The sequence below is a fragment of the Plantactinospora sp. A48 genome (genome assembly GCF_055793945.1).
In genome coordinates, this window is the sequence record NZ_JBTIXF010000005.1 from 65094 (window position 1) to 91425 (window position 26332).

A 26332-nucleotide genomic window follows, 5' to 3' on the forward strand; every position below is an offset into this window, starting at 1 on the left:
CGGCGGTGCGTGGTGATGCGCCGGCCGCGGGGTGAGGTCGTGATGACCACGGCCGGGGATCTGGTGGTGATCCGCCCGAAGCGGTTCGAACTGCCAGTCTGGATGGTGGTGCTGGGTCTGCTGCTACGCGCGGCGGCCCGGTTCTGCTGGTGGTGCCTGCGCCACCCGGTGACCGTGGGTGTCACGGCCGGCGCCATCACATCCTTCATCCGGTACGGCTGGCCGGGCATCGTCGTCCCGCTGGTCCTGATGAGTGCCGCGTCGGCAATCTGGCGGTGGCGGCACGAAACGTCCTGGTGGGCCTGGTGCACCGGACCGATCCTCGGCCGGTGGCGGCAGGTGTTCGTGTACCGGCGGGCGTGGCGGGAGGCCATGACCCTGTGCGGCCTGTCCCGCACCTACGAGCATCGGACCGTCCTGCCGGAACTGCTCAGGGTCCGCTCCGACCAGGCCCTTGACGTGCTGACGATCCGGATGGTGCGCGGGCAGACCCCGGCGGAGTTCCAGAAGGCGACGGCGAACCTGGCGTACGCCTTCGGCCGCCGGCATGCCCGGGTCTACTCGGAACGCCCGGATGATCCGCCGACTCGTACCGGCTCCTGGGCGTTGGTGCTCGGACTGGTGGATCGGTGGCGGTTCCGGGATCGGCCGTCGGTGGTGTACCTGGTCCTGGTCCGTACCGATGCGCTGCGCACGGTCGTACCCCCGTTTTCTCCGCATGTGGTGCCGGACTTCACCGCCCTACCCCTGGCGCGGCGGGAAGACCTGCGGGTCTGGTGCCTGCACCTGCTGGCCACGCACGTCCTGATCGGTGGCGCGACCCGCCGGGGCAAGGGCTCGGTGCTGTGGTCCCTGGTCCGGGCGCTGGCGAACGGGGTCACGACCGGCCTGGTGCGGTTGTGGGTGATCGATCCCAAGGGCGGTATGGAGTTCGCGATGGGCCGGCCGATGTTCGCCCGGTTCGCCGCTAAGTCCTTCGAGGCCATGGCCGACCTGCTCGACGAGGCCGTGACAGTGCTGCGGGACCGACAGTCCCGGCTCGCAGGCACCGTTCGGGTGCACACCCCGACCGAGGCCGACCCCTTGGTCGTGGTCGTCGTCGACGAGCTGGCCGCGCTCACCGCGTACCTGCAAGATCCCGACCTGCGGCGTCGGATCGCCTCGTCGCTGGGGCTGCTGTTGTCCCAGGGGGCCGGGGTGGGTGTGTTGGTGGTGGCGGCGTTGCAGGACCCGCGCAAGGAGGTTCTGCCGTTTCGGGATCTGTTCCCGACCCGGATCGCGCTCGGGCTGACCGAGGAGTCCCAGGTGGACATGATTCTCGGCGACGGTGCCCGCAATCGCGGTGCTCTCGCGGATCAGATGCCCCGATGGGCCAAGGGCGTCGGTTACGTCATCCTCGACGGCACCCCCGATCCGATGCGGGTCCGGTTCTCCTACCTCACCGACCAGCACATCCGCGAGATGGCCCGGCACTACCCGGCCCCGCAGCACGCGGCGGACATCCTCGCCCAGGTCGGCCGGGAAACCACCCCCGAACCCTCCCGGGTGCCGAAGCCACGCCCGGCGCTCGGGCCACTGCTACCGAACTCGCTGCTGAACCTCCTCGACCGCGACAAGTCCGACCGCGACGGCCCTGACAGGGGCCAGCTCGACCGCGACCGGGGAGAACAGCCGTGACCGGCCGCCGGTTCTACCGGCTCCGCGTCCCCGGCCTGACCGGTGCGGACACCGCCGTCTCCGTCCGGGTCGACCCCGACCGGCCCGACCCGTTCCCCGTCTACCTCGCCGTCGGCGGCGGCCGGCGCCGCATGTACCTCACCCCGGACGAGGCGTGGGCGCTGTGGCGCTGCCTGTCCGAAGCCGTCGCCTCCCTCGGCGACCCACCCGACCACGTCCGCACCACCATCCGCCCTGACCGGAGGTGACCGATGATCCACAACCGCGCCGAAACCGCCGCCCGGGTGCTCATCCTGCTCGCCATCGCTGGGATGGCCGGCGCCGCCGCCTTCACCCACGTCCACGACCTGACCGTCGCCCACGGTCAACCCGACTGGATCGGCTGGGCCAACGCCGTCGCCGTCGAACTCATGGCCATCTACCTCGGCCTGGAAATCCGCGCCCGGCGCCGCGTCGGCCGTCCGGTCGGTCTCGTCGCCACCCTGCTCGCCGGCTTCGCCCTGCTCTCCCTGGCCGCCCAGGTTGCGGAGGCGGAACCGACCGTGTGGGGCTGGACCGTCGCAGCCGTACCGTCCCTGGCGTTCCTCGCCCTGGTCAAGGTCGTCCTGTCCACCAGCCGACCCGGCCCGGTTCCGACCGACACCGCGCCGCCCCACCTCGCACCGCCCGTCGAAGCCGACCCCGATCCGGTACCGGCCGAACCAGTGATCGAAATCCGGCCGGTACCTCCAGCCGTGCCCCTGCCGGTTCGAGCCGGCTCGTCCACAGTGCTGCCACCACTCGGCGTCGTCCGACCGGCCGGGGGTGCCCGATGACTGGTCGAATCCGACTCCGGCCACAGGAACGGCGGCTATCGCACCGGCTCGATCCCGAACTTCTCGATCATGAATCGCCAGAACAGCGGTACGGCATCCTCCACTGGGCGGCTGATCGCATCGTTCCGTCCGGTTACGGTCTGGTGCTCGATATGCACCCAGCCAGGTTTGATCCGGAGGTTGTTCGGTGCGTGCACGATCACGAGGTGGTTCGGCCCGTCCTGGACCAGTGGCTTGGCGGCGACGATCAGGTCGAACATCGAGGTGAGCCCTGCCAGCCGCTCCGCGCCGCCACAGGTCAGGATGCTGTCCACGATGTCCGCCATGTGCCGGGAGTTCGGCGAGAAGCCGGCCACCTCATGGAACCGTGCAGCGATGTCCGGCCATGGGCGCTCCTTGAAGTTGCGACCCGGGGTGTAGGTACGCACCCCGAAATCATGGCAGCTCGAACGGAACCTGTCTGCCCTACGGCCGACGATCGCCGGGCTGGTGCACGATGACCGCGCCGACCCTGCCGGGCCTCGAACCGATCGCCCCGGCTGCGGATGCTCCTCGGCCGGGTTCCCGGGCGGCCCGGATGGCGCTGCCCCGCTCGGTCGATGTGCTCAAGGACATCGCCACCGAGTACGGCGTCTGCATCCGACCCCTGGCCATGCGCCGCACCGACCTGAACACCGGGCAGACCGAGGTCATCGACCTGCCCTGCGGCGCGACCCGGGAGGACAAGTGCCCGCCGTGCGCCAAGCGGAACCGACGGCTGCGGCAGGTGCAGATCCGTGACGGCTGGCATCGCACCGACGAACCCGTACCCGCGCCCGAGCCGGCCACCGACGACCAGAAGGCGTTGATCCTGCTGCGGGCGCACTTCGAGTTCGGCCGCGATGAAGCCGCCCGCGCCAGCCAGTGGGACCAGGTCGCCGACCTCGACGAGGCCATCCGGGAAGTCGAGGAGATGATCGGCGCCGAAGGACTCCGCGGCCGGGTCGCCCCACCGCACGCCAATCCCGACGGCGAGCAGGACGACGAGGACACCGGGCCTCGCCGCAAGCGGTCCACCCGGCGGCGGCAGGACGCGCCCGACCTGCCCCGCCGCAAGGTGGACCCGCGTACGGTCGGCCGCACCTACACCGCACCCGACGGCCACACCTACCGACCGTCGATGTGGCTCACCCTCACCCTCGACTCCTACGGCCCGGTCCGCCCCGACGGCACCCCGGTCAACCCCGACCGGTACGACTACCGCCGCGCCGCCTGGGACGCCGTCCACTTCCCCCGACTGCTCGACCGGTTCTGGCAGAACCTCAGACGGTGCGAAGGATGGAACGTCCAGTACGCCGGCTGCGTCGAGCCACAACGCCGACTCGCCCCACACGCGCACTTCGCCATCCGGGGCACCATCCCACGCGACATCCTCCGCACCGTCGCCGCCGCGACGTACCACCAGGTGTGGTGGCCGGCCACCGACGTCCAGGCGTACACCCCCGACCGGCCCCCGGTATGGGACGCAGACGCTGCGGTCTGGGTCGATCCCGACACCCGGCGGGCGCTGCCGACCTGGACCGAAGCCCTCGACGCCATCGACCAGGACGACGACGCCCAACCCGTCCACGTCGTGCGCTTCGGCGCCCAGGTCGACGCCCGCGGCGTCATGCCCGGCACCGAGGACGCCGCCCGGACTGTGCGCTACATCACGAAGTACATCACCAAGCAGGCCGGGGACTGCCACAAGCCGACCACCGACCGGCAACGCGCCCACCTCGACCGGCTCTGGCAACAGCTCCGGGTCACCCCCTGCACGGACCGGTGCGCCAACTGGCTGCTCTACGGCGTCCAACCGCGCAAGGCGCACGCCAAGCTCAAGCCCGGCCGCTGCAAGGGCAAGGTCCACCAACGCGACACCCTCGGCATCGGCGGCCGGTGCATCCTCATCTCCCGCGACTGGTCCGGAAAGACCCTCGCCGACCACAAACACGACGCCCGCGCCTGGGTCCGCGCCCTACTCGGCGTCACCACCGACGCGGCCACCACCGAACCCGTCGACGTCCAAGGCGCCACCGCCGACCGGGTCACCCACGCCTGGGAACTCGCCCGACCCGACGACGAGGACGTACCGCCGCTCGCACACCGGCTCCTGCGCTCGATCAGCGAACGCGCCCGGTGGCGCTCCGAACTCCTCGCCGCCAAGGACCGGGCGGCGCAGTTACCGGTGGCGCCGACGGAAGCAACGGTCACCAGCACGGGGGAGGGGCAACGGTGAACCAGCACGACGAGCTGTGGACCGTCGCGGACGTATCGGCGTACCTGCGGGTGCCGCAGGAGACGCTGTACCGCTGGCGGAAGATCAAGTACGGTCCGCCTGCGGCCCGGGTCGGTCGACACCTGCGGTACGAGCCGGAAGCGGTCCGGGCGTGGGTACGTGACCAGATGGCGGCCTGATGGGGCACGTGGAGGATCGCTGGTACAAGACGGTTCACCACCCGGGCGGGCGACGGGAGCGGGTCAAGACGAATCTGTTCGGCAAAGGGCTGCGCTACCGGGTGCGGTACATCGGGCCGGACGGCAAGGAACGGAAGAAGTCCTACCCCGACCGGGCCAAGCGCGAGGCCGAGGCGTTCCTCGTCTCGACCGAGACGGACAAGCTCCGGGGGTCCTACGTCGACCCGGTCGCCGGCCGGATGACCTTCGCGGAGTACGCCGAAACCTGGCTCCGGACGCGCTCCTTCGACGAGTCGACCAGGGAAAGCACCGAGTTCCGGGTACGGAAACACCTGCTGCCGTTCTTCGGCTCTCGGCAACTGGCGTCGATCAAGCCGGGGCATATCCGGGAGTGGGACGCCGCGATGGTCGGCAAGCTGGCTCCGGCGACCCGGGCTGTGGTCTTCGCGCACCTGCGGACGATCCTCGGCGCTGCGGTCGACGACGAACGGATCGCGAAGAATCCTTGTTCGGCAAAGTCGGTCAAGCCGCCGCGACCGGTTCAGCGTCGGGTGGTGCCGTGGCGGTACGACCAGGTTTCGGCAATCCGCGGTGGCCTCGCCCAGCGGTACCGCCCGATGGTCGACCTCGGCGCGGGCTGCGGGCTACGGCAGGGGGAGATCCTGGGGCTCGGTGTCGATGACATCGACTTTGACGCCGGTTGGGTGCACGTTTCGCGTCAGGTCAAGCTCGTCCGCTCCCGGCTCGTCTTCGGGCTGCCCAAGAACGACCGTGATCGTCGGGTGCCGCTGCCGGACTCCGTCGCCCTGGTGCTGCGGAAGCACGTCGACGACTTCGCCCCGGTGTCGCTCACCCTGCCGTGGGAGAACCCGGCCGATGACGAGCGGGTCACGGTGCCGCTGCTGTTCACCACCACCCGGCGGGGTGCGATCAACCGGCGCACCTTCGACAACAAGAGCTGGCGACCGGCTGTCGTGGCGGCCGGCATCACGCCGACCCGGGCCACCGGGATGCACGCACTACGCCACTTCTACGCCTCGTCGCTGCTCGACGCGGGGGAGAGCATCAAGGCCCTGGCGTCGTACCTCGGCCACGCCGATCCGGGCTTCACGCTCCGGGTGTACACGCACCTGATGCCGGCCAGCGAGGAACGCACCCGGAACGCCATCGATGACCTGTTCAACGCCCAGCAAGGGACGATGGTCAGATGAGTAACCCCTACGAGACAGGCCGCTTCGCCGAGGTGAGCGGCCTCGATCAGATCGCCTCTCACACCGACCTGGCGCGAGTCGTCAATGAAATGCTCAGCGATCTTCGTCGACACCCGAGCGACTGGGAAAACCCGACGCTGGAACGCTTTCTCGACGCTCTGTCGGCGTCACTGGAGGGCTTGCCCTCCCTCTACGCGAACCGGGGAGAGAGCTTCCCCGACCAGCCCACCTGGAAGCTCCTCGCCGAGGCGCTCGTCATGGCGAGCGGGTACGAATGATCCTCAACCGTCAGGGACCCGGGAGAAGGACGGTCACGCCCTGACGCCCTGGCGACGCCCTGAGCGGGTATCTGGCGACCGGAACGCCTGCTCAGGGTGCGTGTCCCATTCATAATCCGGCGTACAGGTCGACTCGTCCGTCGCCCACCAGCTCACGGTCCTGATCAAGGCCGATAGTCGGCCGGCTCAGTGACGTGCCCGATCGATGGCGACGGTGGAGCCGACCCGGCTGCCGTGGCTCGGGTCGACGCCAAGCCGCTCAGGTCACCTCCGTCGATCGGTACCATTCGCCAACCTTCATCCTCCGTACTCAGGCTGCTACTTTGAGTTGCAGGGAGGATTGTCTATGCCTGACGAGGTTCGCGTGGACCCGGCGGCGCTGGACGCCGGAGCGCTGGCCATGGATGACCTGTGCGAAGAGTTGCGCCGGAACGCCTCGGCCGTCACCCCGGAGACGCAACAGGCCGTACACGAGTTGACGGGCTGGCGGACCGCCCGGGCCGTGGAGAACCTGCTCTGGCTCTGGGGGGACGACCTGAGGAAGCTGGCCGACCAGTTCACCCGGATGAGCGACGGGCTGCGCGGTTGCGCCCGGGACTACCGCCAGACCGACCATGCCAACGCCGACCACTTCGGCGCGGTGGCTGGATGGTGACCTTCGCCGACCTTCGTGACGTACGCCTGGGCGCGCTGACGGAGGCCGCGGCGGCCTGGCGGTCGCTCGCCGGGAAGATGGCCGGCCTGGAGAAGCGCGTCGACCAGGACGTCACCCGGTCGTTGCGGGCGAACAGTTGGGCGGGTCTGGCCGCCGACGCCGCCTTCCACCGGCTGTCGGACATTGGCGGCCAGGTCGGCCTCGCCGCGCTGCAGAGCCGGACGGTCACCGCCGTCCTGAACGCGGCCGCGGCCCGGTTCCGCAACATTCAACAACGCCTCGACGCCGCGCTCGACGCCGTCGCGCTGCTCGGCCTGACCGTGGACGGCGACGGTGTGGTGCATCCGCCGCCACTTGACGGCCTCCAGGTGCTCAGCGTTGAGCAGTCGAAAGTTCGGCAGCGGGATATCCAGAACGCCGACATCTACACCGAGCTGATCGGCAAGCTGGTGGCCGAGGCCACCACCGAGGACCAGAACGTCCAGCACGCCCTGGGCCGGCTGGAACCTGACCGGCCGGGCGCCATGGATCCGTACGAGTGGAAGGACGCGGTCACCGACGCGCGGGAGGCCGCCGCCCTGCTCGGGATCGGCGAAGCCACCATCCCCGCCGACTCTGCCCAGGCCGCTGCCTGGTGGCGAGGGCTGACCGACGACCAACGCCAGCTCTATCTGGCGGCCTATCCGGAACGCATCGGTGCGCTGAACGGCCTTCCGGCGCTCACTCGGGACGAAGCCAACCGGCTGGCCCTGCACGCGCACCTCGGCGAGTTGGAGATGGCGTCGAGCTGGAGTGAGCAGGGCGAGCGTGACAGGTCCCGCCTGACCAACCTGCTCGACAAGCTGGATGCCAGCCGCTTCGGTCCGACCGATCAGCAACTGCTGCTCCTCGGCCTCAACAACAACGGCGACGGTCGGGCCATTGTGGCGGTCGGCAACCCGGACACCGCCCGGCACACGGCGGTGATGGTGCCAGGGGTGGGAACCACGCTCGACGGCATGCGCGGCCAGATCGACCGGGCCGCTGACCTGCAGCGGGAGGCAGCCCGGCTGGGCGGAGCGACCGCCGGTGGCGTTTCCGTGATCGCCTGGCTCGGGTACGACACACCCGGCCTCGACGGCAGCGCCGTCTCCGACCGACTGTCCGAGGCAGGTGCGCCCGAGCTGGACAACTTCACCGACGGCCTGCACGCCGCCCACACCTCCGGACCGGCACACACCACGGTGCTCGGGCACAGTTACGGCAGTACCGTCATCGGTGAGGCCGCCAGCCATGGCGACGGCTTGGCCGTCGATGACATCGTCACGGCAGGCAGCCCCGGCATGCACGTCGACGATGCGCGGGCTCTCCAACTGGACCCGCGGCATGTTTGGGCCGGAGCGGCGGCGGACGACCCGATCTCGGGTGATCTTGGCGGTATCCCTGGCATTCACGGGCCAGAACCGAGCGATCCATCCTTCGGCGCCAATCGATACCACGTAGACACCGTGGGGCACAGCGGCTACTGGATGCCAAATAGCGACAGCCTCGACAACCAGGCCCGAATCGTTGTGGGCATGTACGGAGACGTCAGCCTTGACTTCGGGAGACCGCCGCAGTGACACGACGGCACGCCGCTTTGGCCATAGCGCTAGGACTCGCCTTGACCACCGGCTGCTCGCATCCCGCGCCCCCGCCCAGGGAGGAAGACCCCACCTTGCAGACGCAGTCCCTCGCCGAGGTCGAGGAAGCCACCCGGACGCACCTCACCGCCGCGATCGCGTTGGTGGACCAGGGCACGCCTGACCCCGCCGAACCACAGGTCGGCCCCGCACCCTGCGACGGGTCCAACGGTGCGGCGGGAACGGACGGACGCTTCTACGTCAGCGGCTACAGCCACGTGACCCTGCCGGCGGATCAACACCGGTCAGCGCTGGCGAAGCTGCGTGACCAAGCCTCGGCGACGGGATACGAGGTGGTGAGTTCCCGCGATCTCGCTGGAGACACCGGTGGTGAACTCCGGCTGCGAGTACCCGCCGATGGCTTCAGTATCACGTGGGCGAGTTCCGGCGACCGGGTCTGGCTGGCGTTGATCGTGAGGTCGCCGTGCGTGGTGCCGCCCGACGGCAGATATCCGGGATGACCGACCGGTTGTCCGGGATGACCGACCGGTGACCACCCGGCGATCGGCGGGGCGAGTGCCGGCGGTCGGCTTTCGGCGGAGCGCGGCGTCCTGACAGGATGCCTGGTATGGCCTCCCGGGACGATGATGAGTCACTGATCCGCGACCTGGTCCGAGACTTCTCGGTGGCGGTGGATCGGGGAGTGCCCCGCGAGATGGCCGCGCTGATGTGCGCCGACGAGGCTGAAGAATTCCTGGACAACGTCTTCGGCCCCGACCAGGAGGACCCTGATGATCCCCACCAGGAGAATCCTGACGATCCCGGTCGGGAGGATCAGGCCGAAGCCGGGGAGGGGCAAGCCGGTGGCTGGTCCGGCATCGAGATCCTGAGCGTTCGTGTCTTCGGCGACCTCGCCCTCAGCCGGTTCCGGCGCCCGTCCCACGTCGGCATCCTGTATCTGCGGTACGAGGACGGCCGGTGGACGGTGTGCGCGGACGCCGAGGACGACCTGTCCCTGGAACAGCTGGAGGACGACGTCTGGCCAGCGGCGACGGCCGAGGCGACCCCCCTGGTACGTCGGGCGCACGAGCTGCGCCGCCGACCCATCGGCGGCCTGGGCGCGGCTGACCTGCGTGTGCTCCTGGCACAGGACGTGGGAACGGAGATCCTCCTGCCCCGCGCGGCGGCCTGGCTGCAACGGGAACCGCTTCTGGACGGTGGCCGCTTTCCCGGGGACCTGCTTGCCGTGGTGCTCGGGGTCGAGCGTGCCCGGTGGGTGGCGGATCCGGTCTCGCTCGTTCGGGTGCGGGACGTCGTCCAGCAGGTCCGCGGTCTGGGCGATCTCACCGGGTACGGCGCACCGCACGGTGAGATCCAGCGGCTGATCTCGGAGTTCCTCACGGCCCAACCGTCCGGGGCCGACGACTGATCCCGGGTCAGCGACGCAGGGTGGTCTCCCGGTCCATCCGGGACAGCTTCTCCGGATTGCGTACGGCGTACAGCCCGGTGATCAGGCCGTCGTCGATGCGTACCGCCAGCACGGTGTCGAGCTGGCCGCCGAGCTGGAGGATCAGCGCCGGACAGCCGTTGACCTGGGCCGGCCGCATGGAGATCCGGGCGCCGACCCGGTCCGTCCCGGTGGCCAGCAACCGGGCCACCTTGTCGGCCCCCACCACGGGCCGTAGGACGGCCTGCTTGACGCCGCCACCGTCGCCGATCAGGACGACGTCCGGTGCGAGGATGTCGAGCAGGCTCTGCAACTCGCCCGTCTCGACCGCCCGCTGGAACGCGTCGAGCGCGTACCGGGTGTCCGTAGCGGAGACGACCTGGCGGGGCCGGCGGGCCGCGACGTGTTCCCGGGCCCGGTGGGCGATCTGGCGGACGGCGGCCGGGCTCTTGTCGAGGGCCTCGGCGACCTCGTCGTATCCGACGTCGAACACCTCGCGCAGCACGAAGACCGCCCGCTCGGTCGGGGTGAGCGTTTCCAGCACCAGCAGCATCGCCATCGAGACGCTGTCGGCCAGCTCGACGTCCTCGGCCACGTCGGGGGTGGTGAGCAGCGGCTCGGGCAGCCAGGACCCGACGTAGGACTCCCGGCGCCGGCCGAGGGTACGCAACCGGGTGAGCGCCTGCCGGGTGGTGATCTGGACCAGGTACGCGCGCCGGTCCCGCACCGCGTCGAGGTCGACGCCCGCCCACCGCAGCCAGGTCTCCTGTAGTACGTCCTCCGCGTCGGCGGCCGAACCGAGCATCTCGTAGGCGACGGTGAACAGCAGGTTGCGATGGTCGAGGAACGCCTCGGTGGCGGCGTCCGGCCGGCCGTCGCGGCTGCCGTACCGGCCACGTTCGGTAGGTGGGGTCTGCGACCTGCCGGGCATGGGTCGACTCCTGTTCACTTGGCGGCGTCACCCATGAGACGCCCCAACCCACGGCCGTGTGACACCGGGCCGGCAGCCGATTTCCGCCGCCTGTGGCGGGCGTCACCGGAACGTACCGTCACAGGGATCCGTCGGCCGGCATCTCATGTTCGTTCACCAGGAACGAAGAGTGAGGACGGATCATGAGCGCTCGGATCAACCTGTTCGACAACGAGATCGGCGGGAAGTTCGCCAAGCGGTTCGCCAACGCCAGCCTGGTGGTCGCGCAGTCGACGTTGCCGAAAGCCACCCAGGAACTGGTGTCGCTGCGGGCCAGCCAGATCAACGGCTGCGGTTGGTGCATCGACATGCACACCAAGGAGGCCGCCGCCGATGGCGAGACCGCGGTCCGGCTCAACCTGGTCGCCGCCTGGCGCGAGTCGGACGTCTTCACCGAGGCGGAACGGGCCGCGCTGGCGTTCGCCGAGGAGGGGACCCGGCTCGCCGACGCCTACCAGGGCGTGTCCGACGAGACCTGGGCCGAGGCGGGCAGGCACTACGACGACGACCAGATCGCCGCACTGGTCTGCCTGGTCGCCCTGATCAACGCGGCCAACCGGCTCGGCGTGATCGCGCGCCAGCGGGGCGGCTCGTACCAGGCCGGCATGTTCGCCGCCGCCTTCAACTAGGCCGGCCGTTCCGACCGGCCCGGCCGAGGCCCCGGCGATGAGGGTCGAGGTCCTGGTCATGAGGATCGACCAGGACCTCGACCCCGGAGACAGCCTGACTCAGTGCGTGAACCTGCCGTTGGTGGTACACCTGATCTCCAGGGTGGTGCCCACGCCCGGCGGGATCAGCACATCGGTGAAGGTGCCGAAGATCAGTCCGCTTTCGTAGAAGAACGGGAACGCCGTGCCGTACCAGCGGTACGAGAAGGACGGGGTGCCGCTGACCTGGATCCGCGGCGTCACCGGCCAGAGCGGGTTGACGTAGAAGTCGACCTGGGTGAAGACCCCGGCCGGGCAGGGCGTGTCCGCGAAGGCCGGGGTCGCCGGCGCCAGGGCCAGCGCGCCGGCGAGGGCGGTCCCGGCCAGCGCCGCGGCCACCCGGCGGCGAAGGGTCGTACGCATGGTTCCTCCTGGTGTGCGCGGTGCCGCGACGACGCGTCGCGACCCTGTTGCGTGAGCTGCCGCGACGACGCGTCGCGACCCTCGCCGTCCAGGATCGGCGGCACTCTTTGACCAGCCTTAAACAACGGCCGGCGACCGGGTTCCGGCCGGCGGGTGGGGTTCGGCTGGTGGCCGGGCCGGCCGCTGCTGCGGGTACGGCGCCGGTTCGACGTCCAACTCCCGCATCCGCGCCACGTACCGCTGGTAGCCCCGGCGGGCCTCGCCGTGCCGGCCGGCCTGCCGCAGCACCCGGACCAGCCGCAGGTGCGCGGCCTCGTCGTAGGGGTCGTGTTCGAGTAGCCGCAACAGGTACTGCACGGCCTCGTCGGGGTCACCGTGCGCCGCCGACAACTCGGCGAGCGCGCGGACGACCTGGAGGTACCGGGCCCGGGCCCGCTCCCGCAGCGGTGTCGCCCAGTCCAGGTAGGGGTCGTCGGCCAGGAAATCCCCGGTGTACCCGGCCGCGGTCGTCGCCAGCAGCGCCCGTACCGGCTCGGGGTCGACGCCGTCCCCGGCCTGCCAGGTGGCGAGCCGGGCGAGGCCGGTCGAGGCGGTACGCAGGAAGTGCAACACGTCCACGTCGAGCGCGCCGAGCCCGACGCTCACCCGGTCGGCCCGGACGAAGTGGTCCGGGTCGAACCGCCGGCCCGGGTCGAGGATCGCGCGCACCGTCGACAGCGCCACCGACAGCCGGTTGGCGACCCGGTCCGGATCCTCGTCCGGCCACAGGGCCGTGGCCAACCGTTCCCGGGGCACCATCCGGTCGTACTCGGTGATCAGCAGCTTGAGCAGGTCGCGGGCCTTGCGGGACCGCCACTGCTCCGGTGACACCGGGACCCCGTCGCGCAACAGCGTGAACCCACCCAGCGTGCGCAGCCGGACCGCCGGCGGGGCCGCGCCGCAGGCGAGCCAGCGCAGCGGACCGGCGCCGTGCCGCGCGCCGTCGACCGGTACGCCGAGGCTGCCCAGCCGGTGCTCGGCCCCACCGGTCGGTCGGCCGGCCAGCCGGGTCCGCAGGTAGTCGTTGACCGCCGAACCGAGCCGGTGCTCCATCGCGGCCCACAGCTGAGCCGCCTCGGTGAGCCGGACATCCACCAGCTCGGGCCGGTCCTCGGCCAGCGCCGCCAGCTCGATGGCCTCGGCCAGCCGTGGGCGGTGGTGCCGGGCCTGTGCGGCGGTGCGGGCCCGCCGGGCCCAGCCGGCGGCGCTGGCCCGGTCGCCACCCACCAGCGCCAGCCAGCCGGCGGCGAGCAGGGCCTCCGTCTCCGGCAGGCCGGGTCCACCGGTCAGGGCCTCCCGGACCAGGGCGCCGGCCCGTTGGGGATCCTCGTCGACCAGCACCCGGGCCAACCCGGCCAGGGCCGGTACGCTGCCCTGGGCGTCACCGGCCGCGCGGGCCTCCGCCACCGCCTGCTCGTACGTCGTACGGGCCTGGCCCAGCTCGCCACGCAACCGGTACACCTCGGCGAGTCGCATCAGCGGGTACGCGACCATCCGGCTGCCCAGTTCCCGGTAGCTGGCCACCGCCGCGCCGAAGTCCGTGACGGCCTCGTCCAGCCGGCCGAGCCCGAGATTCGCCAACCCGCGGTTGTGCAGCGCGAGCGTGCCCAGCGAGGCGTACCCGGTCTCCCCGGCCAACCGGATGACCTCCTCGAACGCGGGTAGGGCGGCCCGGTAGGCGCCCTCCTCGAGCAGTCGGGAACCGAGGTTGTTGCGGACCCGGATCAGCGCGAGCCGGTCACCGGCCCGTTCGGCCGCCCGTTCGGCGTACCGGTAGTGGGTCACGTTCCCGCTCTGGTCACCCTCCAGCACGGCGAGCATGGCCATCGCGGTGTGCGCCACGGCGAGCGCGCCGTCGTCGTCACCACCGGCGGCCAGTTCCAGCGCCTCGGTGGCCGCCGCCCGGCACCGCTCCCGGTCCTGCCGCAGCCAGTGCACCGTGGCCAGCCAGCCGAGCACCCGGGCCCGGTCGCCGTCGGCCGGCGCGGGATCGTCGAGGCCCCGGTTGAGCAGCGCGAGCGCGTCGTCGAGTTCACCCCGGAAGTAGTGGATGAGCGCCGTCCGCCAGGCCAGTCCGGCCGGTACCGTCCGATCGTCGCCCGCGGCCCGGCGCAGATCGGCCAGCGCGCCCACCCAGTCGCCCCGGATCTGCCGGGCCTGCCCCGTCAGCCGGTACAGGGTGGCGGTCCGGGCCCGCCGGGGCAGCCCGTCGACCGCGTCCGTGACGGCGGCGACCTCACCGGCCGCCAGCAGCCGGTCGCCGTACCGGTGCAGGTGCGCGACCAGGGCGGCCGGATCGCCGGTCGCGCGGACCGCCCGCAGCGCCTCGCCGGAGCGCCCCCGGGCCACGAACCAGTCGACGACGGCGGTCCGCACGGCGTCCCGGGGGCCGGACGCCGGAGCCGGCAGGGCGGTCCGGACCGCGTCGGCCAACATCGGGGGTACGGCGAACAGCGGTTCCGGGCCGTCCTCGACCGCGCGCAGCAACCCTCGGCGGACGAGGTCCCGCAGCGTCGCCTCGGTGATGTCCAGGCCGGCCGGCCGGCACATACCGGCGGTGAACCCCGGCAGGTCGGCCACCAGCGGCCAGAGCGTGCGCGCCGCCGGTTCCGCACCGGCGACGACCTCCTCGGCCAGGTACTCCACCAGACCGCCACCGGCCCGGTGCAGCCCGGCCAACCGGGCCGGGCGGTCGACGGGCGGAACCCGGGCCAGCGTCTCGGCGAGCAGCCGGACCGCGGCTGGCCAACCCCCGCTCAGCCGGTACGCCGACTCGGCCAGGCTCGCGCCACCGGCACCCAGCACCGCGTCCAGCAGCGCCGCGGTCTCGGCGGCGGTGAACCGGAGCTGGTCGGCGGTCAGCTCCGCCACCAGCCCGCGACCGCGCAGCCCGGCCAGCCGGACGGGTGGATCCCGCCGGCCGGCCAGCACCAGCCGCAGCCGGGCGGGTGCCTGCCGGCAGAGCGCTCCCAGGACCGCCGCGCCCGGACTGCCGACCGGCAACTCGGCGCAGTCGTCGAGGATCAGGACCAGGTCGGTGGTGAGCGCCCGGTCGAGGAGTTCGGCCAGGTTGGCGACCATCGCATCCACCGTGGACGCCCGGCCGGCCTGCGGTCCGAGCGGGCTCGTCGGTGGGCCGAGTGGGCTCGCCGGTGGGGCGGTGTCGAGCGGCATCCGGTCCCGGACCGCGGCGAGCAGGCCGGCGACGAACACAGCCGGGTCGCGGTCCCGGTCCTCGACGGTGTACCAGGCGGCACCGGTCCGCCCCGCCCAGTCGGCCAGCAGCGTCGTCTTGCCGTACCCCGGACCGGCGACCACGCAGGTGACCAGCCGGGTGGCCGCCGCGGAGAGCACCCGCAGCGGCGCCGGCCGGTCGAGTCGGGGAACGGGAGCCGCCGGCGCCATCCGGCTGAGCCGGGGCGGATACCAGCCGTCCTGCGCCATGCCCGCGACCGTACGGGTGCGACCGGGCGACCGGATCGCTGTGTCGGAAATCCGGTTCTCGCCATACCGTCGGGGTGCCGGTGAGTGGCGCTGATACTGGTGGTGCGACGGTTCGAGCAGCCCGGGCGCGCTGTGGCTACTCGGTCATGCCGCGGCTACTCGGTCATGCCGCACAGTCCGGGCGCGGTGTGGCTACTCGGTCATGCCGCGCAGTCCGGGCGCGGTGTGGCTATTCGGTCATGCCCGTGGGGTCGGTGCGGACGTACCGCATCGTCCAGCCGCCGTCCGCATCCGGCCCGACCCTTTCGTACAGGTGGTCGCCCGGCACCTCGTGTCCGGTGAGCACCCAGCGCGCCGGCGGGACACCGTCGAGGTCGGCCGGCAGGTCCCGCCGGGTGCTGCCGGCCGGGCCGTCGGTGAACAGGGTGCTGACGGTACGCATCCGGTGCTCCTCATGATCCTCCGGCCGGCGATCGGCGTTCCGGTGCCGATCGGCATCCCCGTGCTGAGTGTTCCCGTGCTGAGTGTGCCGCCCCGCGCGGCGCGGCGCCCCCGTTCCGGCGCTGTTGGCCCGGCAGTGTCGCCTGTCCCGGGCACTCTCGCTGGCGTCACCTGTGCCGACGCTGTTGGCGCGGTGGGCTGTGTGGCGCGGTGGCTCGGTGGTGCGGCGGCTCGGTGGTGCGGCGGCTGCCGAATGTTAGGAGGGGACCCTTCCTATACAGAAAGCGATAACAGGGGGCCCTTCCTTTCAAGCGGTGTAGACGCGGTGGAGCAGGTCGTGTAGCTGGGCGCGCTGGTGGTCGGTCAGCGGCGCGAGTACTTCGGCCTCGGTTTCCGAGGCCACCCGTCCGACCTCGGCCAGGATGTCCCGGCCGGCCGGGGTGATCGTGACGACGTACCGGCGGCGGTCGGCCGGATCGCGGCGGCGGACGACCCGGCCGGCGAACTCAAGGTCATCCACCACTCCGACCAGGTCGCTGGGATCGATGCCGAGCCGCTCTCCAAGGGCCCGCTGGCTGTCCGGTCCGAGGTCGGCCAGCGAGGCCAGCGCGGCCACGTGCCAGAGCTTCAGGCCGTATTCGGTCAGCCGCTCGGCGAGCCGGCGCCGGGCCAGGTGGCCAACCTTGGACAGCAGGAACGTGGTGATGGCCAGCAGCGTCGGCGGCTGGCCATGCCCACCATCGGGATTCTCCGCCATCGGGTTATGGTAGGCCACCGCCAATGATTGGTTGGCACCAACGATTGGATCTGAATGGAAGCGCCGTACCCCCGGTTGCTGGTGGACGACTTCGCCGCCACCTTCGCCCTCTACGACCGCCTGCTGCCGGAGCTGGCGGGGGCCGTGCGCGCCCGCGGCGACGCGGCCGGCCCGTACGCCAGTTGGGATGTGGCGGGGCAGACCCGGCTCGCCATCCTGGACCGTCGGCTGCTGACCGGCGCCCCGGCGCCGGCCGACACCGACACGGGGCCCACCCCGGCTGACACCGGCACTGACTCCGCGCCGGCCGAGGCCAGCACGAGGTCCGCGCCGGCCGAGGCCAGCACGGGGTCCGCGCCGACCGGCGCCGGGACGCCGACCGCCGACGCGGTCATGCTGATCCTGCGGGTCGCGGACGTGGACACCGCCATGGAACTCGCGGTACGGGCCGGTGCCCGCCAGCTCGCGCCGGCGGCCGACCGGCCCGAGTGGGGCGCCGGACTACGCGCCGGCCACCTGCGCGACCCAGCCGGGAACCTGATCGAAATGCAGTCCTACTGACGGTTCCGCAGGTGCCCGCCGCGTTGCCGGCCCCGCTGGTTCACGGTCCGCTGCCGCTGCCGCTGCCGCTGCCCGGTCCGGCGTCGTGCGCGCCCGCTCGGCTGTAAAGAGGGGCCCCTTGCTATACAAAAAGCGATAACAGGGGGCCCTTCCTTTCCGGGTCAGGCTTCGAACCAGGCGGCTGGGCGGTCGGTTACGGCCTGCGCGATGGCCAGCCGGGCGTGCTCGTCCAGCTCGGGCAACCGGTCCAGCGGCACCCAGCGGACGTCCGTGGACTCGTCGTCGTTGACCCGGGCCTCGCCACCGAGGAACCGGCACCGGAAGGTGATGTTGAGGTACTGGCACTGATCCCCGTTGGGGTAGGTGTGCGGGTGCGACCAGACGCTGGAGATTCGTTCCGGCGTGACGAGCACGCCGGTCTCCTCCTCCACCTCGCGCACCACGGCCCGGGCCGGTTGCTCGTCCGGCTCGACGAACCCGCTGATCACCGACCATCGTCCGTCGTCGGACCGCTTGCCGAGCAGCACCTCGCCGCCCTGGTTGAGGACGACCGCGCTGACGCTGGGCAGCCAGAGCAGGTCGGAGCCGATGTGTTTACGCAGTTGGAGGATGTATTCGGGGACCGCCACCCGGCGACCCTATCCGGGCGCGGCGACGGGTCGGCGCATCGCTGGCCACGCGGCGCGTCCCGGACGCCGCGAAGCGCGCGGGTACGCCGGAGCCGTGAATCGTGTCGCCGGGATCGCGTCACCGGGGCCGTGCCGCCGGACCGAACCGTGCCGCTGGATCGCGCTGCAACCCGACCGGGCCGGCTCAGCCGGAGCTGACGAGTTCGCGGCGCACCAGGGCGTAGTCCTCGGCCAACTCGGCGTCGATCCGGTCGGCCCGGTCCGGGTCCAGCACCACCGTCGGGTCGCGCCACGGGCGGGCCTCGATCAGGCGACCCCGCAGCCCGGACGGCGGGTGGCTGGCGAACAGCGACACCTCGTCGCGGACGGAGAGCTGGCGCAGCAGCGGCAGCCGCTGCGCGCCGTCGGCGCGGGCCCGGGTCACGGCCGCCTGCCAGTGCGCCGGACCGAGTCCGGCCCGGGCCTCCCGGCGCACCATCATCTCGACCACGTGCATCACGGCCAGGACGTCGAGCAGGCCCACCGTGGCGGCGCTGCCCGCGACCATGCTGGCCAGCTCGTCGGCGCGGTACTCCGCGCGCTGGCCGTCGCGCAGCCCGACCCACAACAGCAGCAGATGCCCCACGAGCAGCATCCGCGACAGTGTCCACTGCACGAGCCGGGCGAGCAGTTCGGCGACGTAAGCGATCAGACCCGCCGATCCGCCGCCTCCGGCCACCGGGCTGATGATCGAGGCGGCGGCGCCGAGCATGGTGAAGGCGGGCTGGGTGAGCAGTCCGCGCCGGACGTCGCCATTGGCGAAATGCCCCAGCTCGTGGCCGAGCAACGCGACCCGTTCCTGCGGCTGCAGCGCCGCCCACAGTGGCAACCCCAGGCAGAGCACCCGGCGCCGCCGCAACCCCACCGAGGCGGCGTACGCGGTGAAGCCCTCGTTGACGGCCACCACGTGCGGCGGTCGTACCCCGATCGCGTCCGCGACCTCACCGACCAGCCGGAGCAGGTTGGGCGCCCGGTCGGTGTCGATGACCCGGGCCAGCGGGTCCAGCCGGCCCAGCCGGGGCCGCAGCAACACGGCGACTCCCAGCCCGAAGGCGGCCAGCAGGGTCCACGGCGACAGCAGCGGATGACGCCACAACAGCCAGCCCGCTCCGGCGACCAGCAGGGCGACACCGCCGAGCAGCAGTACCGAGGCGGTGACCAGGACGACCCGCGCGGCACCGTGCCGAACGCCGTCGGCCGGTGCCTCGGCCAACTCGGTGAACTGTCCCCGGGTGAGCCGGTGGGCCACCGCCCGCAGTCTGCGGTCCACCCAGATCCAGCCGAACTCCGGTGTCGTGCGGCCGACCTCGTAGAGGTCGAGGTTCCACTCGCAGGCGCCGCACCATGGGGTCGCGCCCTGGACCGTCACGGTCGGCCTCGCGCAGCGGAGGCAGTGGACCGGCTCGGCTGCCGATTTCTCCCGTTGATCGCTGATCACGGATATTTATTTTCCGGCTCAGCAAGCCGTACCGGCAATGACTCTTCGGATGACATCCGGTGATCCTGATCCCAGGAATTCCGTTGACTGGCAAGGTATTCAACGGATCGGCCGGGCATTCCAGGAATCCTCACCTGCGGAAACGTGCCGGGTCTATTGTGGATGGGATGCCGCTTTTTGGCCGAATCGGTGGCGCCGGAGCGCTGCGCGGTGCACAGTGTTCCCATGAGCGACAGCGGACGTGGCGCGCAGTACTTCTGGTGCACGCGACACCATCGGGTTGAAACCGAGGCCGACGTCTGCCCCGCCCGTTACGTACTCGGACCGTATGCCAGCGCCGCGGAAGCGGAGAACGCGCTGGAGCAGGTCCGGGGCCGTAACGAGGCGTGGGATGCGGAGGACGCCCGCTGGGCCGGGGAGGAGAGATAGGTCGACGCGGCAAGGGTCCGCGTCGAGGGACTCCGGCGCCTGGGGTGAATTCCAGGTCCGCCGGGAGCATGTTCCGAGGAGGAACCCAGATGGCCGAAGCAGCACGGGCCACCACCCGGCCGGCGACCAAGCGCGCCGCCACCCGAAAGAGCACCACCACCGCCAGCCGAAGTGCCGGCGGGTCGACGGCGCGTAAGGCGCCGGCGAAGAAGGCCCCGGCCAAGAAGACGTCGGCGGCGGCCAAGAAGGCGCCCGCCAAGAAGTCGACAACGGCGAAGAAGACCACGGCGGCCGCGAAGCGGACGACCGCGGCCAAGAAGGCGCCCGCGAAGAAGGCCAGTACCACCAAGCGGACGACCGCAGCCCAGCGGCCCCCGGCCAAGAGGACCAGCACCACCACGCGGACCACGGCGGCCAAGAAGGCGCCCGCCAAGAGGGCTCCGGCCAAGAAGGCTCCCGCGCGCAAGACCACGACGGCCGCCCGCAAGACGACCGGTACGACCGCCCGCAAGACCACCGCGGCCGCCGGCAGGACCACCACGGCGGCCCGCAAGACGGCGGGTACGACCGCCCGCAAGACGACGGGTACCGCGGCCCGGAAGACCACGACGGCGGCCCGGAAGACCACGACGGCGGCCCGCAAGACGGCGGGTACGGCGGCCCGGAAGGCCACGGCCAAGAAGGCCGCGAAGCGGGCCCCGGCGAAGAAGGCGCCAGCGAAGAAGGCGCCGGCCAAGCGGGCGGCGACCGCCGCCGCGGCGAGCCGGCGAGCGGGTACGGCGAGCCCGACCAAGCGGGTCGGCGCGCGGACCTCCACCGGCCGGGCAACGTCGGCCCGGAAGGTGGCCGCCCGCCGGTCGCCGGCGAGTCAGGCGGCGACCCGGACGTCACCGGCGAAGCAGGCCGGCCGCTCCACCCGCCGTACGATCGGCTGACCGGGGCCGAGGTGCCCGGGCGCGGACCCGGGCGGGCCGGTGTGGGTACTGGTAGGAATGACCCGTGGTGATCAGACGGGTCGTGGCACCCCGCATCGATTTCGGCGCGCTGCGCCGCGAGTTGGAACTGCCCGAGCGGTTCCCGCCCGCGGCGCAGCGCGAGGCCGACGAGGCGGCCGCCCGGCCGCCGAAGCCGGACCGGGACCGGACGGACATCCCGTTCGTCACGATCGACCCGGCCACCTCGACGGACCTGGACCAGGCGATGTGCCTGACCCGGCGGTCCGGCGGCGGCTACCGGGTGTGCTACGCCATCGCCGACGTGTACGGGTTCGTGCCACCCGACGGGCCGCTGGAGGCCGAGACGTGGCGGCGCGGCCAGACCGTCTACCTGCCGGACGGCAAGGTGCCGCTGCACCCCGAGACCCTCAGCGAGAACGCCGCCAGCCTGCTCCCGGACGGCGCGCGACCCGCGGTGCTCTGGACCATCGACCTCGACTCCGCCGGCGCGGTGGCCGGGGTCGAGCTGTACCGCGCCCTGGTACGCAGCCGGGCCAAGCTCGACTACGTGGGCGTGCAGGCCGACGCGGCGGCGGGCCGGCTGGCCGAGCCGATCGCGCTGCTGCCGGAGATCGGTGGGCTGCTACAGGCCCGTGGCCTCGACCGGGGTGCCATCAACCTGCCGCTGCCCGAGCAGGACGTGGAACCCGACGGCGACGGATGGCGGCTGGTGCTGCGGGCGCCCACGCCGATGGAGGACCACAACGCCCAGATCTCGCTGCTGACCGGCATGGTCGCGGCGGACATCATGGTCGCCGGCGGGATCGGGCTGCTGCGGACGATGCCGGATCCCGATCCGGCCGCGGTGGACCGGCTGCGAGCGGCGGCGGACGCCCTGGGCATCGACTGGCCAGCTGGGATGAGCGTCGGGCGGGTGCTGGCCACCGTCGACCCGGCGCGTCCCCGGGCGGCCGCGTTCCTCGACCAGGCCGCCGAGTTGATGCGCGGCGCCGGTTACACGGCCTTCGACGGCGCGGTGCCGGCGGCGCACCGGCACGGCGGGGTCGCCGCCGCGTACGCGCACGTCACGGCCCCGCTGCGCCGGCTGGCCGATCGCTACGCCACCGAGGTGTGCCTGGCCCTGCACGCCGGCACCGAGGTGCCCGAGCACGTCCGGTCGGCCCTGCCCCGGTTGCCGGAGGTGATGGCCGGCACCGACCGGCTCGCGTCGGGCGCCGCACGCGCCGCCGTGGACCTCACCGAGGCCATCCTGCTGGCCAACCGGGTCGGCGAGACCTTCGAGGCAGCCGTGCTGGACACGACCGGCCCGACCGGCCCGACCACTGAGCCCGGTGGGTCGGCCGCCGGGTCCGGTGACCCGGTCCCGGAGCCCACCGGGTCGGTCCCGGGTCCGGCGCCGAAGCCCCGGTCCGCCGAGCGGCGCCGGCCCGGCGGCACGGTCGCGCTGGACGATCCGCCGGTACGGGCCCGCTGCGACGGTGAGCTGCCGCTCGGCCAGCGGGTTTCGGTCCGGCTGGTCACCGCCGATCCCGTCCAGCGCCGGGTCCGGTTCGAGCGGGTGTGAGCCGTCTCCCGCGGTTCCCGACCGGCCGGTGGCGGCGGGATTTGCGAGGATGGCGACCATGGCATACGACGCGAGCGCGCTACCTGACGTCTCCGGACTGACGATCGGCATCATCGGCGGCACCGGCGACCAGGGGCGGGGCCTGGCGTACCGGTTCGCCCGCGCGGGCCAGCGGGTCCTGATCGGCTCCCGGTCGGCGGACCGGGCCGCGCAGGCGGCTCGGGAGATCGCCGCCCTCCCCGGGGTGCCGGCCGACCCGGGCGTGGGTGGGGACGGGAACGCCGAGGTGGCCCGCCGGTCCGACGTCGTCGTCATCGCCGTGCCGTGGGACGGGCACGCGCAGACCGTGGCGGAGTTGCGGGAGCCGCTGACCGGAAAGATCGTGATCGACTGCGTCAATCCGCTCGGGTTCGACAAGCACGGCCCGTACCCGCTGGCGGTGCCCGAGGGCAGCGCCGTGCAGCAGGCCGCGGCGCTGCTGCCGGACTCGCGGGTCTGCGCCGCGTTCAACCACGTGAGCGCGCCGCTGCTGGCCGACCCCGAGGTCGACCGGATCGATCTCGACGTGCTGATCTGCGCCGAGGACCGCGACCTGGTGGACACCGTCGCCGCGCTCGCCGCACGGATCTCCGGGATGCGTGGCCTCTACGCCGGCCGGCTGCGCAACGCGCACCAGATCGAGGCGTTCACCGCGAACCTCATCGCGATCAACCGGCGCTACAAGACGCACTCCGGCATCCGGGTGACCGACCTGTAACCGCGCCCTCCCGGGTTGATCAAGGCGTCTGCGTCACCGGGAGCGCTTGCTCACGACGCGGAACGCCCTGATCAACCCGCTCGGTCGGTCGGGGGTCGGCGGTTCGGTCAGAAGGTGTGCTCGGCGGCGGGGAACTCGCCGTCGCGTACCTCGGCGGCGAACCGTCGGGTGGCCTCGGTGAGCACGCCGGCCAGGTCGGCGTACCGCTTCACGAACCGTGGCGTCCGGCCGGACCGCAACCCGGCCATGTCCTGCCAGACCAGCACCTGGGCGTCGGTGTGGGGACCGGCCCCGATGCCCACCGTCGGGACCGGCAGCTCGGCGGTGATCCGCTTCGCCACGTCGCCGGGCACCATCTCCAGCACCACGGCGAACGCGCCGGCCTCGACGACCGCCCGGGCGTCCGCCATGACCTCCTCGGCGGTGTCACCGCGCCCCTGTACCCGGTAGCCACCGATGGTGTGCTCGCGCTGCGGGGTGAAACCGATGTGGGCCATGACCGGCACCCCGGCGTTGGTGATCGCCGCGATCTGCTCGGCGCAGACCCGGCCACCCTCCAGCTTGACCGCGTGGCAGCCGCCCTCCTTCATGAACCGGACGGCGGTCCGCAGCGCCTGCGCCGGCCCCTCCTCGTAGGAGCCGAAGGGCAGGTCGCCGACGACCAGGGTGTGCCGGGTGGACCGGACCACGGCCCGGACCAGCGACAGCAGCTCGTCGGCGGTCACCGGCAGGGTCGTCTCGTGCCCGAACACGTTGTTGGCGGCCGAGTCGCCGACCAGCAGCACCGGGATGCCGGCCTGGTCGAAGATCGCCGCGGTGTACTGGTCGTACGCGGTCAGCATCGGCCACCGTTCGCCGCGCTCCTTGGCGGCGAGCAGGTCGCGGGTGCGGATCCGCCGGGTGGCCGGGCCGCCGTACAGCGCGGTCACCTCGGTGGGGGTGGACTCCACCATGTTCGTCTCCTTCCTCGAGGCCGCGTTCGCGGTCCCCGGGTCCCGGGGCGGCGGCACGGACCGCCGCGACGCCCGCCCCGGGCGGGCGCCCGGGTCATCGGCTCGAACCGAGGACCCGGGCACCCGCCCCACCCGATGGTCGCACCGCGAGCGGGCCACGGGGCAGGGCGCAGTGCAGGTTTTCACACGTCAGACACCGTGCTCCCGCCACCGGTTGGTGATCGGCAGCCGGCGGTCCCGGCCGAAGGCCTTGATCGAGATCTTGGTACCGGGCGCGGACTGCCGGCGCTTGTACTCGGCGGCGTCCACCATCCGCAGCACCCGGTCCACCACCGCCGGGTCGTGGCCGGCGCCGATCAGGTCGTCCCGGGCGGCGTCCCCGTCCACGTAGCCGATCAGGATCTGGTCCAGCAGCGCGTAGTCGGGCAGCGTGTCGGTGTCGAGCTGTCCCGGGCTCAGCTCGGCGCTCGGCGGCTTGGTTATCGAGTTCTCCGGGATCGGGGGGACCTCACCCCGCCGGGTGGCCTCCGCGTTGCGCCAGCGGGCCAGCTGCCACACCAGCGACTTCCACACGTCCTTGATCGGGTTGAAGCCGCCCACCGAGTCCCCGTAGAGGGTGGAGTACCCGACCGCCAGTTCGGTCTTGTTGCCGGTGGTGAGCACGAGGTGCCCCTCCTGGTTGGACAGGGCCATCAGCAGCACGCCGCGGGCCCGCGCCTGGAGGTTCTCCACCGCCACGCCGGACAGCGAGAGGTTGGCCAGGAACGTGTCGACCATCGGTTGGACCGGCTCGGTCCGGAAGTCCAGACCGGTCCGCTTGGCCAGGTCGGCGGCGTCGGCCCGGGAGTGCTCCGAGGAGTGCTGGCTGGGCATCGAGACCCCCACCACCCGATCCGGACCCAGCGCGTCGACCGCGAGCGCCGCCACCAGCGCCGAGTCGATCCCGCCGGACAACCCGAGGATCACCGACGGAAAACGGTTCTTGTCGACGTAGTCCCGCAGGCCGAGGACCAGCGCGTGCCACACCTCGGCCTCGTCGGGGGCCGGGTCGACGATCCCGCCGGTCGCGGCCGGACCGACCGGCGCCGGGACCGGGTCGCTCACCCGCACCCGGCGGACCGCCATCTCCGCCGGGCCGGCGACGGCCGCCGCGGCGGTGGCGGCCGTGGTGGTCGCCCCGGCGCCGACGCCGGCCGGTTCCTCCGCCGGCCGGTCCGGGTCGGCCTCCGGCAGGGGTACGTCGTGGACCAGCAGATGTTCGACGAACTGCGGCGCACGGGTCAGCAGTGTGCCGTCGGCCGCGACGATCAGCGAGTCGCCGTCGTAGACCAGCTCGTCCTGGGCGCCGACCATGTTGACGTACGCGATGGCGGCCCCCGCCTCGGCGGCCCGGCGGCGGACCAGCGGCAGCCGGATGTCGTCCTTGTTCAGTTCGTAGGGCGAGCCGTTGATGGTGACGACCAGCCCGACGCCCGCGCGGCCGGCGACCGCGAACGGCCCGCCGGCCTGCCACAGGTCCTCGCAGACGGTCAGCGCCACGTCCACGCCACCGATCCGGACCACGGTGAGGGTGTCACCCGGTACGAAGTACCGGTCCTCGTCGAAGACGCCGTAGTTGGGCAGGTGGTGCTTGAAGTAGGTGGCCGCGACCCCGCCGCGGTGCAGCACGGCCAGGGCGTTGCGCGGTCCCCGGTCCGGTACGGCGTCGGCGCTGATCGCCGGCGGGCCGTCGGCGTCCAGGTAGCCGACCAGTGCCGGCAGTTCACCGAGGCCGTCGGCGGCCAGATCGGCGGCGAGGGCGTGCAGGGCGTGCCGGGACGCCCGCACGAAGGAGTCGCGGAAGACCAGATCCTCCACGGGGTACCCGGTGAGCATCATCTCCGGGAACGCCACCAGGTGGGCACCGGCCTCGGCGGCGGCCCGGGCGGTCCGCCGGACGATGTCGGCGTTGCCGGCGAGGTCACCGACCGTGGGATTGACCTGGGCGAGGGCGAGTCGCAGCATGGGCATGCCCTCATCTTGCCCCAGCCCGCCGGCGGGCATCTCCGGGTCGGTCACCGGTCCGCCGACCCGGGTACGTCGATGCTGACCACCCAGGTTGGGCTGGCCGGCGGTATGTTGACGGGGAACCGGTCGGCACCGCGTGGACGTCCGCTCCTTGGGCG

Annotated in this window: 26 protein-coding genes; 16 read left to right on the forward strand and 10 right to left on the reverse strand. The window is 72.2% G+C overall.

The window, feature by feature from the left end:
* Window positions 1–15: 15 nt before the first annotated feature.
* The 3 genes from ACXN5W_RS04635 to ACXN5W_RS04645 are packed head-to-tail and all read left to right on the forward strand — an operon-like array spanning window position 16 to window position 2492.
* On the forward strand, window positions 16–1677 hold the full coding sequence (locus ACXN5W_RS04635; protein WP_473156878.1) for an FtsK/SpoIIIE domain-containing protein: 1662 nt from the start codon (window positions 16–18) through the stop codon (window positions 1675–1677).
* Window positions 1674–1925 carry a hypothetical protein gene (locus tag ACXN5W_RS04640; RefSeq protein ID WP_473156879.1) on the forward strand — a complete coding sequence of 84 codons (252 nt, stop codon included), beginning with the start codon at window positions 1674–1676 and terminating at the stop codon, window positions 1923–1925. The genes ACXN5W_RS04635 and ACXN5W_RS04640 overlap by 4 nt, the downstream gene beginning before the upstream one ends.
* A 3-nt stretch (window positions 1926–1928) precedes the next feature.
* Window positions 1929–2492 (forward strand): DUF2637 domain-containing protein, encoded by a 564-nt coding sequence (locus ACXN5W_RS04645; protein WP_473156880.1) that lies wholly within the window; start codon window positions 1929–1931, stop codon window positions 2490–2492.
* A gap of 35 nt (window positions 2493–2527) precedes the next feature.
* On the opposite strand, the gene ACXN5W_RS04650 is transcribed toward ACXN5W_RS04645, so the two are convergent.
* Complete coding sequence (locus tag ACXN5W_RS04650; protein ID WP_473156881.1) at window positions 2528–2920, reverse strand: hypothetical protein; 393 nt, start codon at window positions 2918–2920, stop codon at window positions 2528–2530.
* A gap of 68 nt (window positions 2921–2988) precedes the next feature.
* Here ACXN5W_RS04650 and ACXN5W_RS04655 point away from each other — a divergent pair, with 68 nt between their 5' ends.
* From ACXN5W_RS04655 to ACXN5W_RS04690, 8 genes are all read left to right on the forward strand, one after another.
* Window positions 2989–4749 (forward strand): replication initiator, encoded by a 1761-nt coding sequence (locus ACXN5W_RS04655; protein WP_473156882.1) that lies wholly within the window; start codon window positions 2989–2991, stop codon window positions 4747–4749.
* On the forward strand, window positions 4746–4928 hold the full coding sequence (locus ACXN5W_RS04660; protein WP_473156883.1) for a helix-turn-helix domain-containing protein: 183 nt from the start codon (window positions 4746–4748) through the stop codon (window positions 4926–4928). Before ACXN5W_RS04655 ends, ACXN5W_RS04660 begins: the two co-directional genes overlap by 4 nt.
* Window positions 4928–6139: a tyrosine-type recombinase/integrase gene (locus tag ACXN5W_RS04665; RefSeq protein ID WP_473156884.1), complete on the forward strand. Its 1212-nt coding sequence runs from the start codon at window positions 4928–4930 to the stop codon at window positions 6137–6139. Before ACXN5W_RS04660 ends, ACXN5W_RS04665 begins: the two co-directional genes overlap by 1 nt.
* Complete coding sequence (locus tag ACXN5W_RS04670; RefSeq protein WP_473156885.1) at window positions 6136–6417, forward strand: DUF7660 family protein; 282 nt, start codon at window positions 6136–6138, stop codon at window positions 6415–6417. The genes ACXN5W_RS04665 and ACXN5W_RS04670 overlap by 4 nt, the downstream gene beginning before the upstream one ends.
* A gap of 346 nt (window positions 6418–6763) precedes the next feature.
* The gene (locus tag ACXN5W_RS04675) at window positions 6764–7072 is read left to right on the forward strand and encodes a WXG100 family type VII secretion target (RefSeq protein WP_473156886.1); all 309 of its coding nucleotides are present in this window, start codon (window positions 6764–6766) and stop codon (window positions 7070–7072) included.
* Window positions 7066–8673, forward strand: coding sequence for an alpha/beta hydrolase (locus tag ACXN5W_RS04680; protein WP_473156887.1), 1608 nt, complete (start codon window positions 7066–7068; stop codon window positions 8671–8673). The genes ACXN5W_RS04675 and ACXN5W_RS04680 overlap by 7 nt, the downstream gene beginning before the upstream one ends.
* A gap of 95 nt (window positions 8674–8768) precedes the next feature.
* The gene (locus ACXN5W_RS04685) at window positions 8769–9194 is read left to right on the forward strand and encodes a hypothetical protein (protein ID WP_473156888.1); all 426 of its coding nucleotides are present in this window, start codon (window positions 8769–8771) and stop codon (window positions 9192–9194) included.
* A gap of 107 nt (window positions 9195–9301) precedes the next feature.
* Window positions 9302–10102 (forward strand): contact-dependent growth inhibition system immunity protein, encoded by an 801-nt coding sequence (locus ACXN5W_RS04690; protein WP_473156889.1) that lies wholly within the window; start codon window positions 9302–9304, stop codon window positions 10100–10102.
* Window positions 10103–10109: 7 nt separating this feature from the next.
* On the opposite strand, the gene ACXN5W_RS04695 is transcribed toward ACXN5W_RS04690, so the two are convergent.
* On the reverse strand, window positions 10110–11051 hold the full coding sequence (locus ACXN5W_RS04695; RefSeq protein WP_473156890.1) for an RNA polymerase sigma-70 factor: 942 nt from the start codon (window positions 11049–11051) through the stop codon (window positions 10110–10112).
* Between the two features lie 182 nt (window positions 11052–11233).
* Here ACXN5W_RS04695 and ACXN5W_RS04700 point away from each other — a divergent pair, with 182 nt between their 5' ends.
* Window positions 11234–11719, forward strand: a complete 486-nt coding sequence (locus ACXN5W_RS04700; RefSeq protein WP_473156891.1) for a carboxymuconolactone decarboxylase family protein — start codon at window positions 11234–11236, stop codon at window positions 11717–11719.
* Between the two features lie 99 nt (window positions 11720–11818).
* On the opposite strand, the gene ACXN5W_RS04705 is transcribed toward ACXN5W_RS04700, so the two are convergent.
* From ACXN5W_RS04705 to ACXN5W_RS04720, 4 genes are all read right to left on the reverse strand, one after another.
* Complete coding sequence (locus tag ACXN5W_RS04705; protein WP_473156892.1) at window positions 11819–12160, reverse strand: hypothetical protein; 342 nt, start codon at window positions 12158–12160, stop codon at window positions 11819–11821.
* 117 nt (window positions 12161–12277) lie between these two features.
* Window positions 12278–15643, reverse strand: coding sequence for a BTAD domain-containing putative transcriptional regulator (locus tag ACXN5W_RS04710; protein WP_473156893.1), 3366 nt, complete (start codon window positions 15641–15643; stop codon window positions 12278–12280).
* Window positions 15644–15872: 229 nt separating this feature from the next.
* Window positions 15873–16085 carry a hypothetical protein gene (locus tag ACXN5W_RS04715; RefSeq protein WP_473156894.1) on the reverse strand — a complete coding sequence of 71 codons (213 nt, stop codon included), beginning with the start codon at window positions 16083–16085 and terminating at the stop codon, window positions 15873–15875.
* A 306-nt stretch (window positions 16086–16391) separates the two neighbouring features.
* The gene (locus ACXN5W_RS04720; RefSeq protein ID WP_473156895.1) at window positions 16392–16841 is read right to left on the reverse strand and encodes a MarR family winged helix-turn-helix transcriptional regulator; all 450 of its coding nucleotides are present in this window, start codon (window positions 16839–16841) and stop codon (window positions 16392–16394) included.
* Window positions 16842–16895: 54 nt separating this feature from the next.
* On the opposite strand from ACXN5W_RS04720, the gene ACXN5W_RS04725 reads away from it, so the two are divergent.
* Window positions 16896–17402, forward strand: coding sequence for a VOC family protein (locus ACXN5W_RS04725; RefSeq protein WP_473156896.1), 507 nt, complete (start codon window positions 16896–16898; stop codon window positions 17400–17402).
* Window positions 17403–17563: 161 nt separating this feature from the next.
* On the opposite strand, the gene ACXN5W_RS04730 is transcribed toward ACXN5W_RS04725, so the two are convergent.
* Both ACXN5W_RS04730 and ACXN5W_RS04735 read right to left on the reverse strand, forming a co-directional pair.
* On the reverse strand, window positions 17564–18031 hold the full coding sequence (locus tag ACXN5W_RS04730; RefSeq protein ID WP_473156897.1) for an NUDIX hydrolase: 468 nt from the start codon (window positions 18029–18031) through the stop codon (window positions 17564–17566).
* A gap of 184 nt (window positions 18032–18215) precedes the next feature.
* Window positions 18216–19439, reverse strand: coding sequence for a M48 family metallopeptidase (locus ACXN5W_RS04735; protein WP_473156898.1), 1224 nt, complete (start codon window positions 19437–19439; stop codon window positions 18216–18218).
* A 587-nt stretch (window positions 19440–20026) separates the two neighbouring features.
* Between ACXN5W_RS04735 and ACXN5W_RS04740 the strand changes: the two genes are divergently transcribed.
* From ACXN5W_RS04740 to npdG, 3 genes are all read left to right on the forward strand, one after another.
* Window positions 20027–20872 (forward strand): hypothetical protein, encoded by an 846-nt coding sequence (locus tag ACXN5W_RS04740; protein WP_473156899.1) that lies wholly within the window; start codon window positions 20027–20029, stop codon window positions 20870–20872.
* Window positions 20873–20936: 64 nt separating this feature from the next.
* Window positions 20937–22457, forward strand: a complete 1521-nt coding sequence (locus ACXN5W_RS04745; RefSeq protein ID WP_473156900.1) for an RNB domain-containing ribonuclease — start codon at window positions 20937–20939, stop codon at window positions 22455–22457.
* 58 nt (window positions 22458–22515) lie between these two features.
* On the forward strand, window positions 22516–23214 hold the full coding sequence (gene npdG / locus ACXN5W_RS04750) for an NADPH-dependent F420 reductase (protein WP_473156901.1): 699 nt from the start codon (window positions 22516–22518) through the stop codon (window positions 23212–23214).
* Between the two features lie 107 nt (window positions 23215–23321).
* On the opposite strand, the gene panB is transcribed toward npdG, so the two are convergent.
* On the reverse strand, window positions 23322–24167 hold the full coding sequence (panB, locus tag ACXN5W_RS04755; protein ID WP_473156902.1) for a 3-methyl-2-oxobutanoate hydroxymethyltransferase: 846 nt from the start codon (window positions 24165–24167) through the stop codon (window positions 23322–23324).
* 189 nt (window positions 24168–24356) lie between these two features.
* The gene (locus tag ACXN5W_RS04760) at window positions 24357–26210 is read right to left on the reverse strand and encodes an NAD+ synthase (protein ID WP_473156960.1); all 1854 of its coding nucleotides are present in this window, start codon (window positions 26208–26210) and stop codon (window positions 24357–24359) included.
* Window positions 26211–26332: the final 122 nt, after the last annotated feature.

Excerpts from the sequence above, each read along its gene's own strand:
- ACXN5W_RS04635 (WP_473156878.1), top strand. The coding sequence starts at position 16 with ATGCGCCGGCCGCGGGGTGAGGTCGTGATGACCACGGCCGGGGATCTG.
- ACXN5W_RS04645 (WP_473156880.1), top strand. The coding sequence starts at position 1,929 with ATGATCCACAACCGCGCCGAAACCGCCGCCCGGGTGCTCATCCTGCTC.
- ACXN5W_RS04655 (WP_473156882.1), top strand. The coding sequence starts at position 2,989 with ATGACCGCGCCGACCCTGCCGGGCCTCGAACCGATCGCCCCGGCTGCG.
- ACXN5W_RS04665 (WP_473156884.1), top strand. The coding sequence starts at position 4,928 with ATGGGGCACGTGGAGGATCGCTGGTACAAGACGGTTCACCACCCGGGC.
- ACXN5W_RS04670 (WP_473156885.1), top strand. The coding sequence starts at position 6,136 with ATGAGTAACCCCTACGAGACAGGCCGCTTCGCCGAGGTGAGCGGCCTC.
- ACXN5W_RS04675 (WP_473156886.1), top strand. The coding sequence starts at position 6,764 with ATGCCTGACGAGGTTCGCGTGGACCCGGCGGCGCTGGACGCCGGAGCG.
- ACXN5W_RS04680 (WP_473156887.1), top strand. The coding sequence starts at position 7,066 with ATGGTGACCTTCGCCGACCTTCGTGACGTACGCCTGGGCGCGCTGACG.
- ACXN5W_RS04690 (WP_473156889.1), top strand. The coding sequence starts at position 9,302 with ATGGCCTCCCGGGACGATGATGAGTCACTGATCCGCGACCTGGTCCGA.
- ACXN5W_RS04695 (WP_473156890.1), bottom strand. The coding sequence starts at position 11,051 with ATGCCCGGCAGGTCGCAGACCCCACCTACCGAACGTGGCCGGTACGGC.
- ACXN5W_RS04700 (WP_473156891.1), top strand. The coding sequence starts at position 11,234 with ATGAGCGCTCGGATCAACCTGTTCGACAACGAGATCGGCGGGAAGTTC.
- ACXN5W_RS04705 (WP_473156892.1), bottom strand. The coding sequence starts at position 12,160 with ATGCGTACGACCCTTCGCCGCCGGGTGGCCGCGGCGCTGGCCGGGACC.
- ACXN5W_RS04710 (WP_473156893.1), bottom strand. The coding sequence starts at position 15,643 with ATGGCGCAGGACGGCTGGTATCCGCCCCGGCTCAGCCGGATGGCGCCG.
- ACXN5W_RS04715 (WP_473156894.1), bottom strand. The coding sequence starts at position 16,085 with ATGCGTACCGTCAGCACCCTGTTCACCGACGGCCCGGCCGGCAGCACC.
- ACXN5W_RS04720 (WP_473156895.1), bottom strand. The coding sequence starts at position 16,841 with ATGGCGGAGAATCCCGATGGTGGGCATGGCCAGCCGCCGACGCTGCTG.
- ACXN5W_RS04725 (WP_473156896.1), top strand. The coding sequence starts at position 16,896 with ATGGAAGCGCCGTACCCCCGGTTGCTGGTGGACGACTTCGCCGCCACC.
- ACXN5W_RS04740 (WP_473156899.1), top strand. The coding sequence starts at position 20,027 with ATGGCCGAAGCAGCACGGGCCACCACCCGGCCGGCGACCAAGCGCGCC.
- npdG (WP_473156901.1), top strand. The coding sequence starts at position 22,516 with ATGGCATACGACGCGAGCGCGCTACCTGACGTCTCCGGACTGACGATC.
- panB (WP_473156902.1), bottom strand. The coding sequence starts at position 24,167 with ATGGTGGAGTCCACCCCCACCGAGGTGACCGCGCTGTACGGCGGCCCG.
- ACXN5W_RS04760 (WP_473156960.1), bottom strand. The coding sequence starts at position 26,210 with ATGCCCGCCGGCGGGCTGGGGCAAGATGAGGGCATGCCCATGCTGCGA.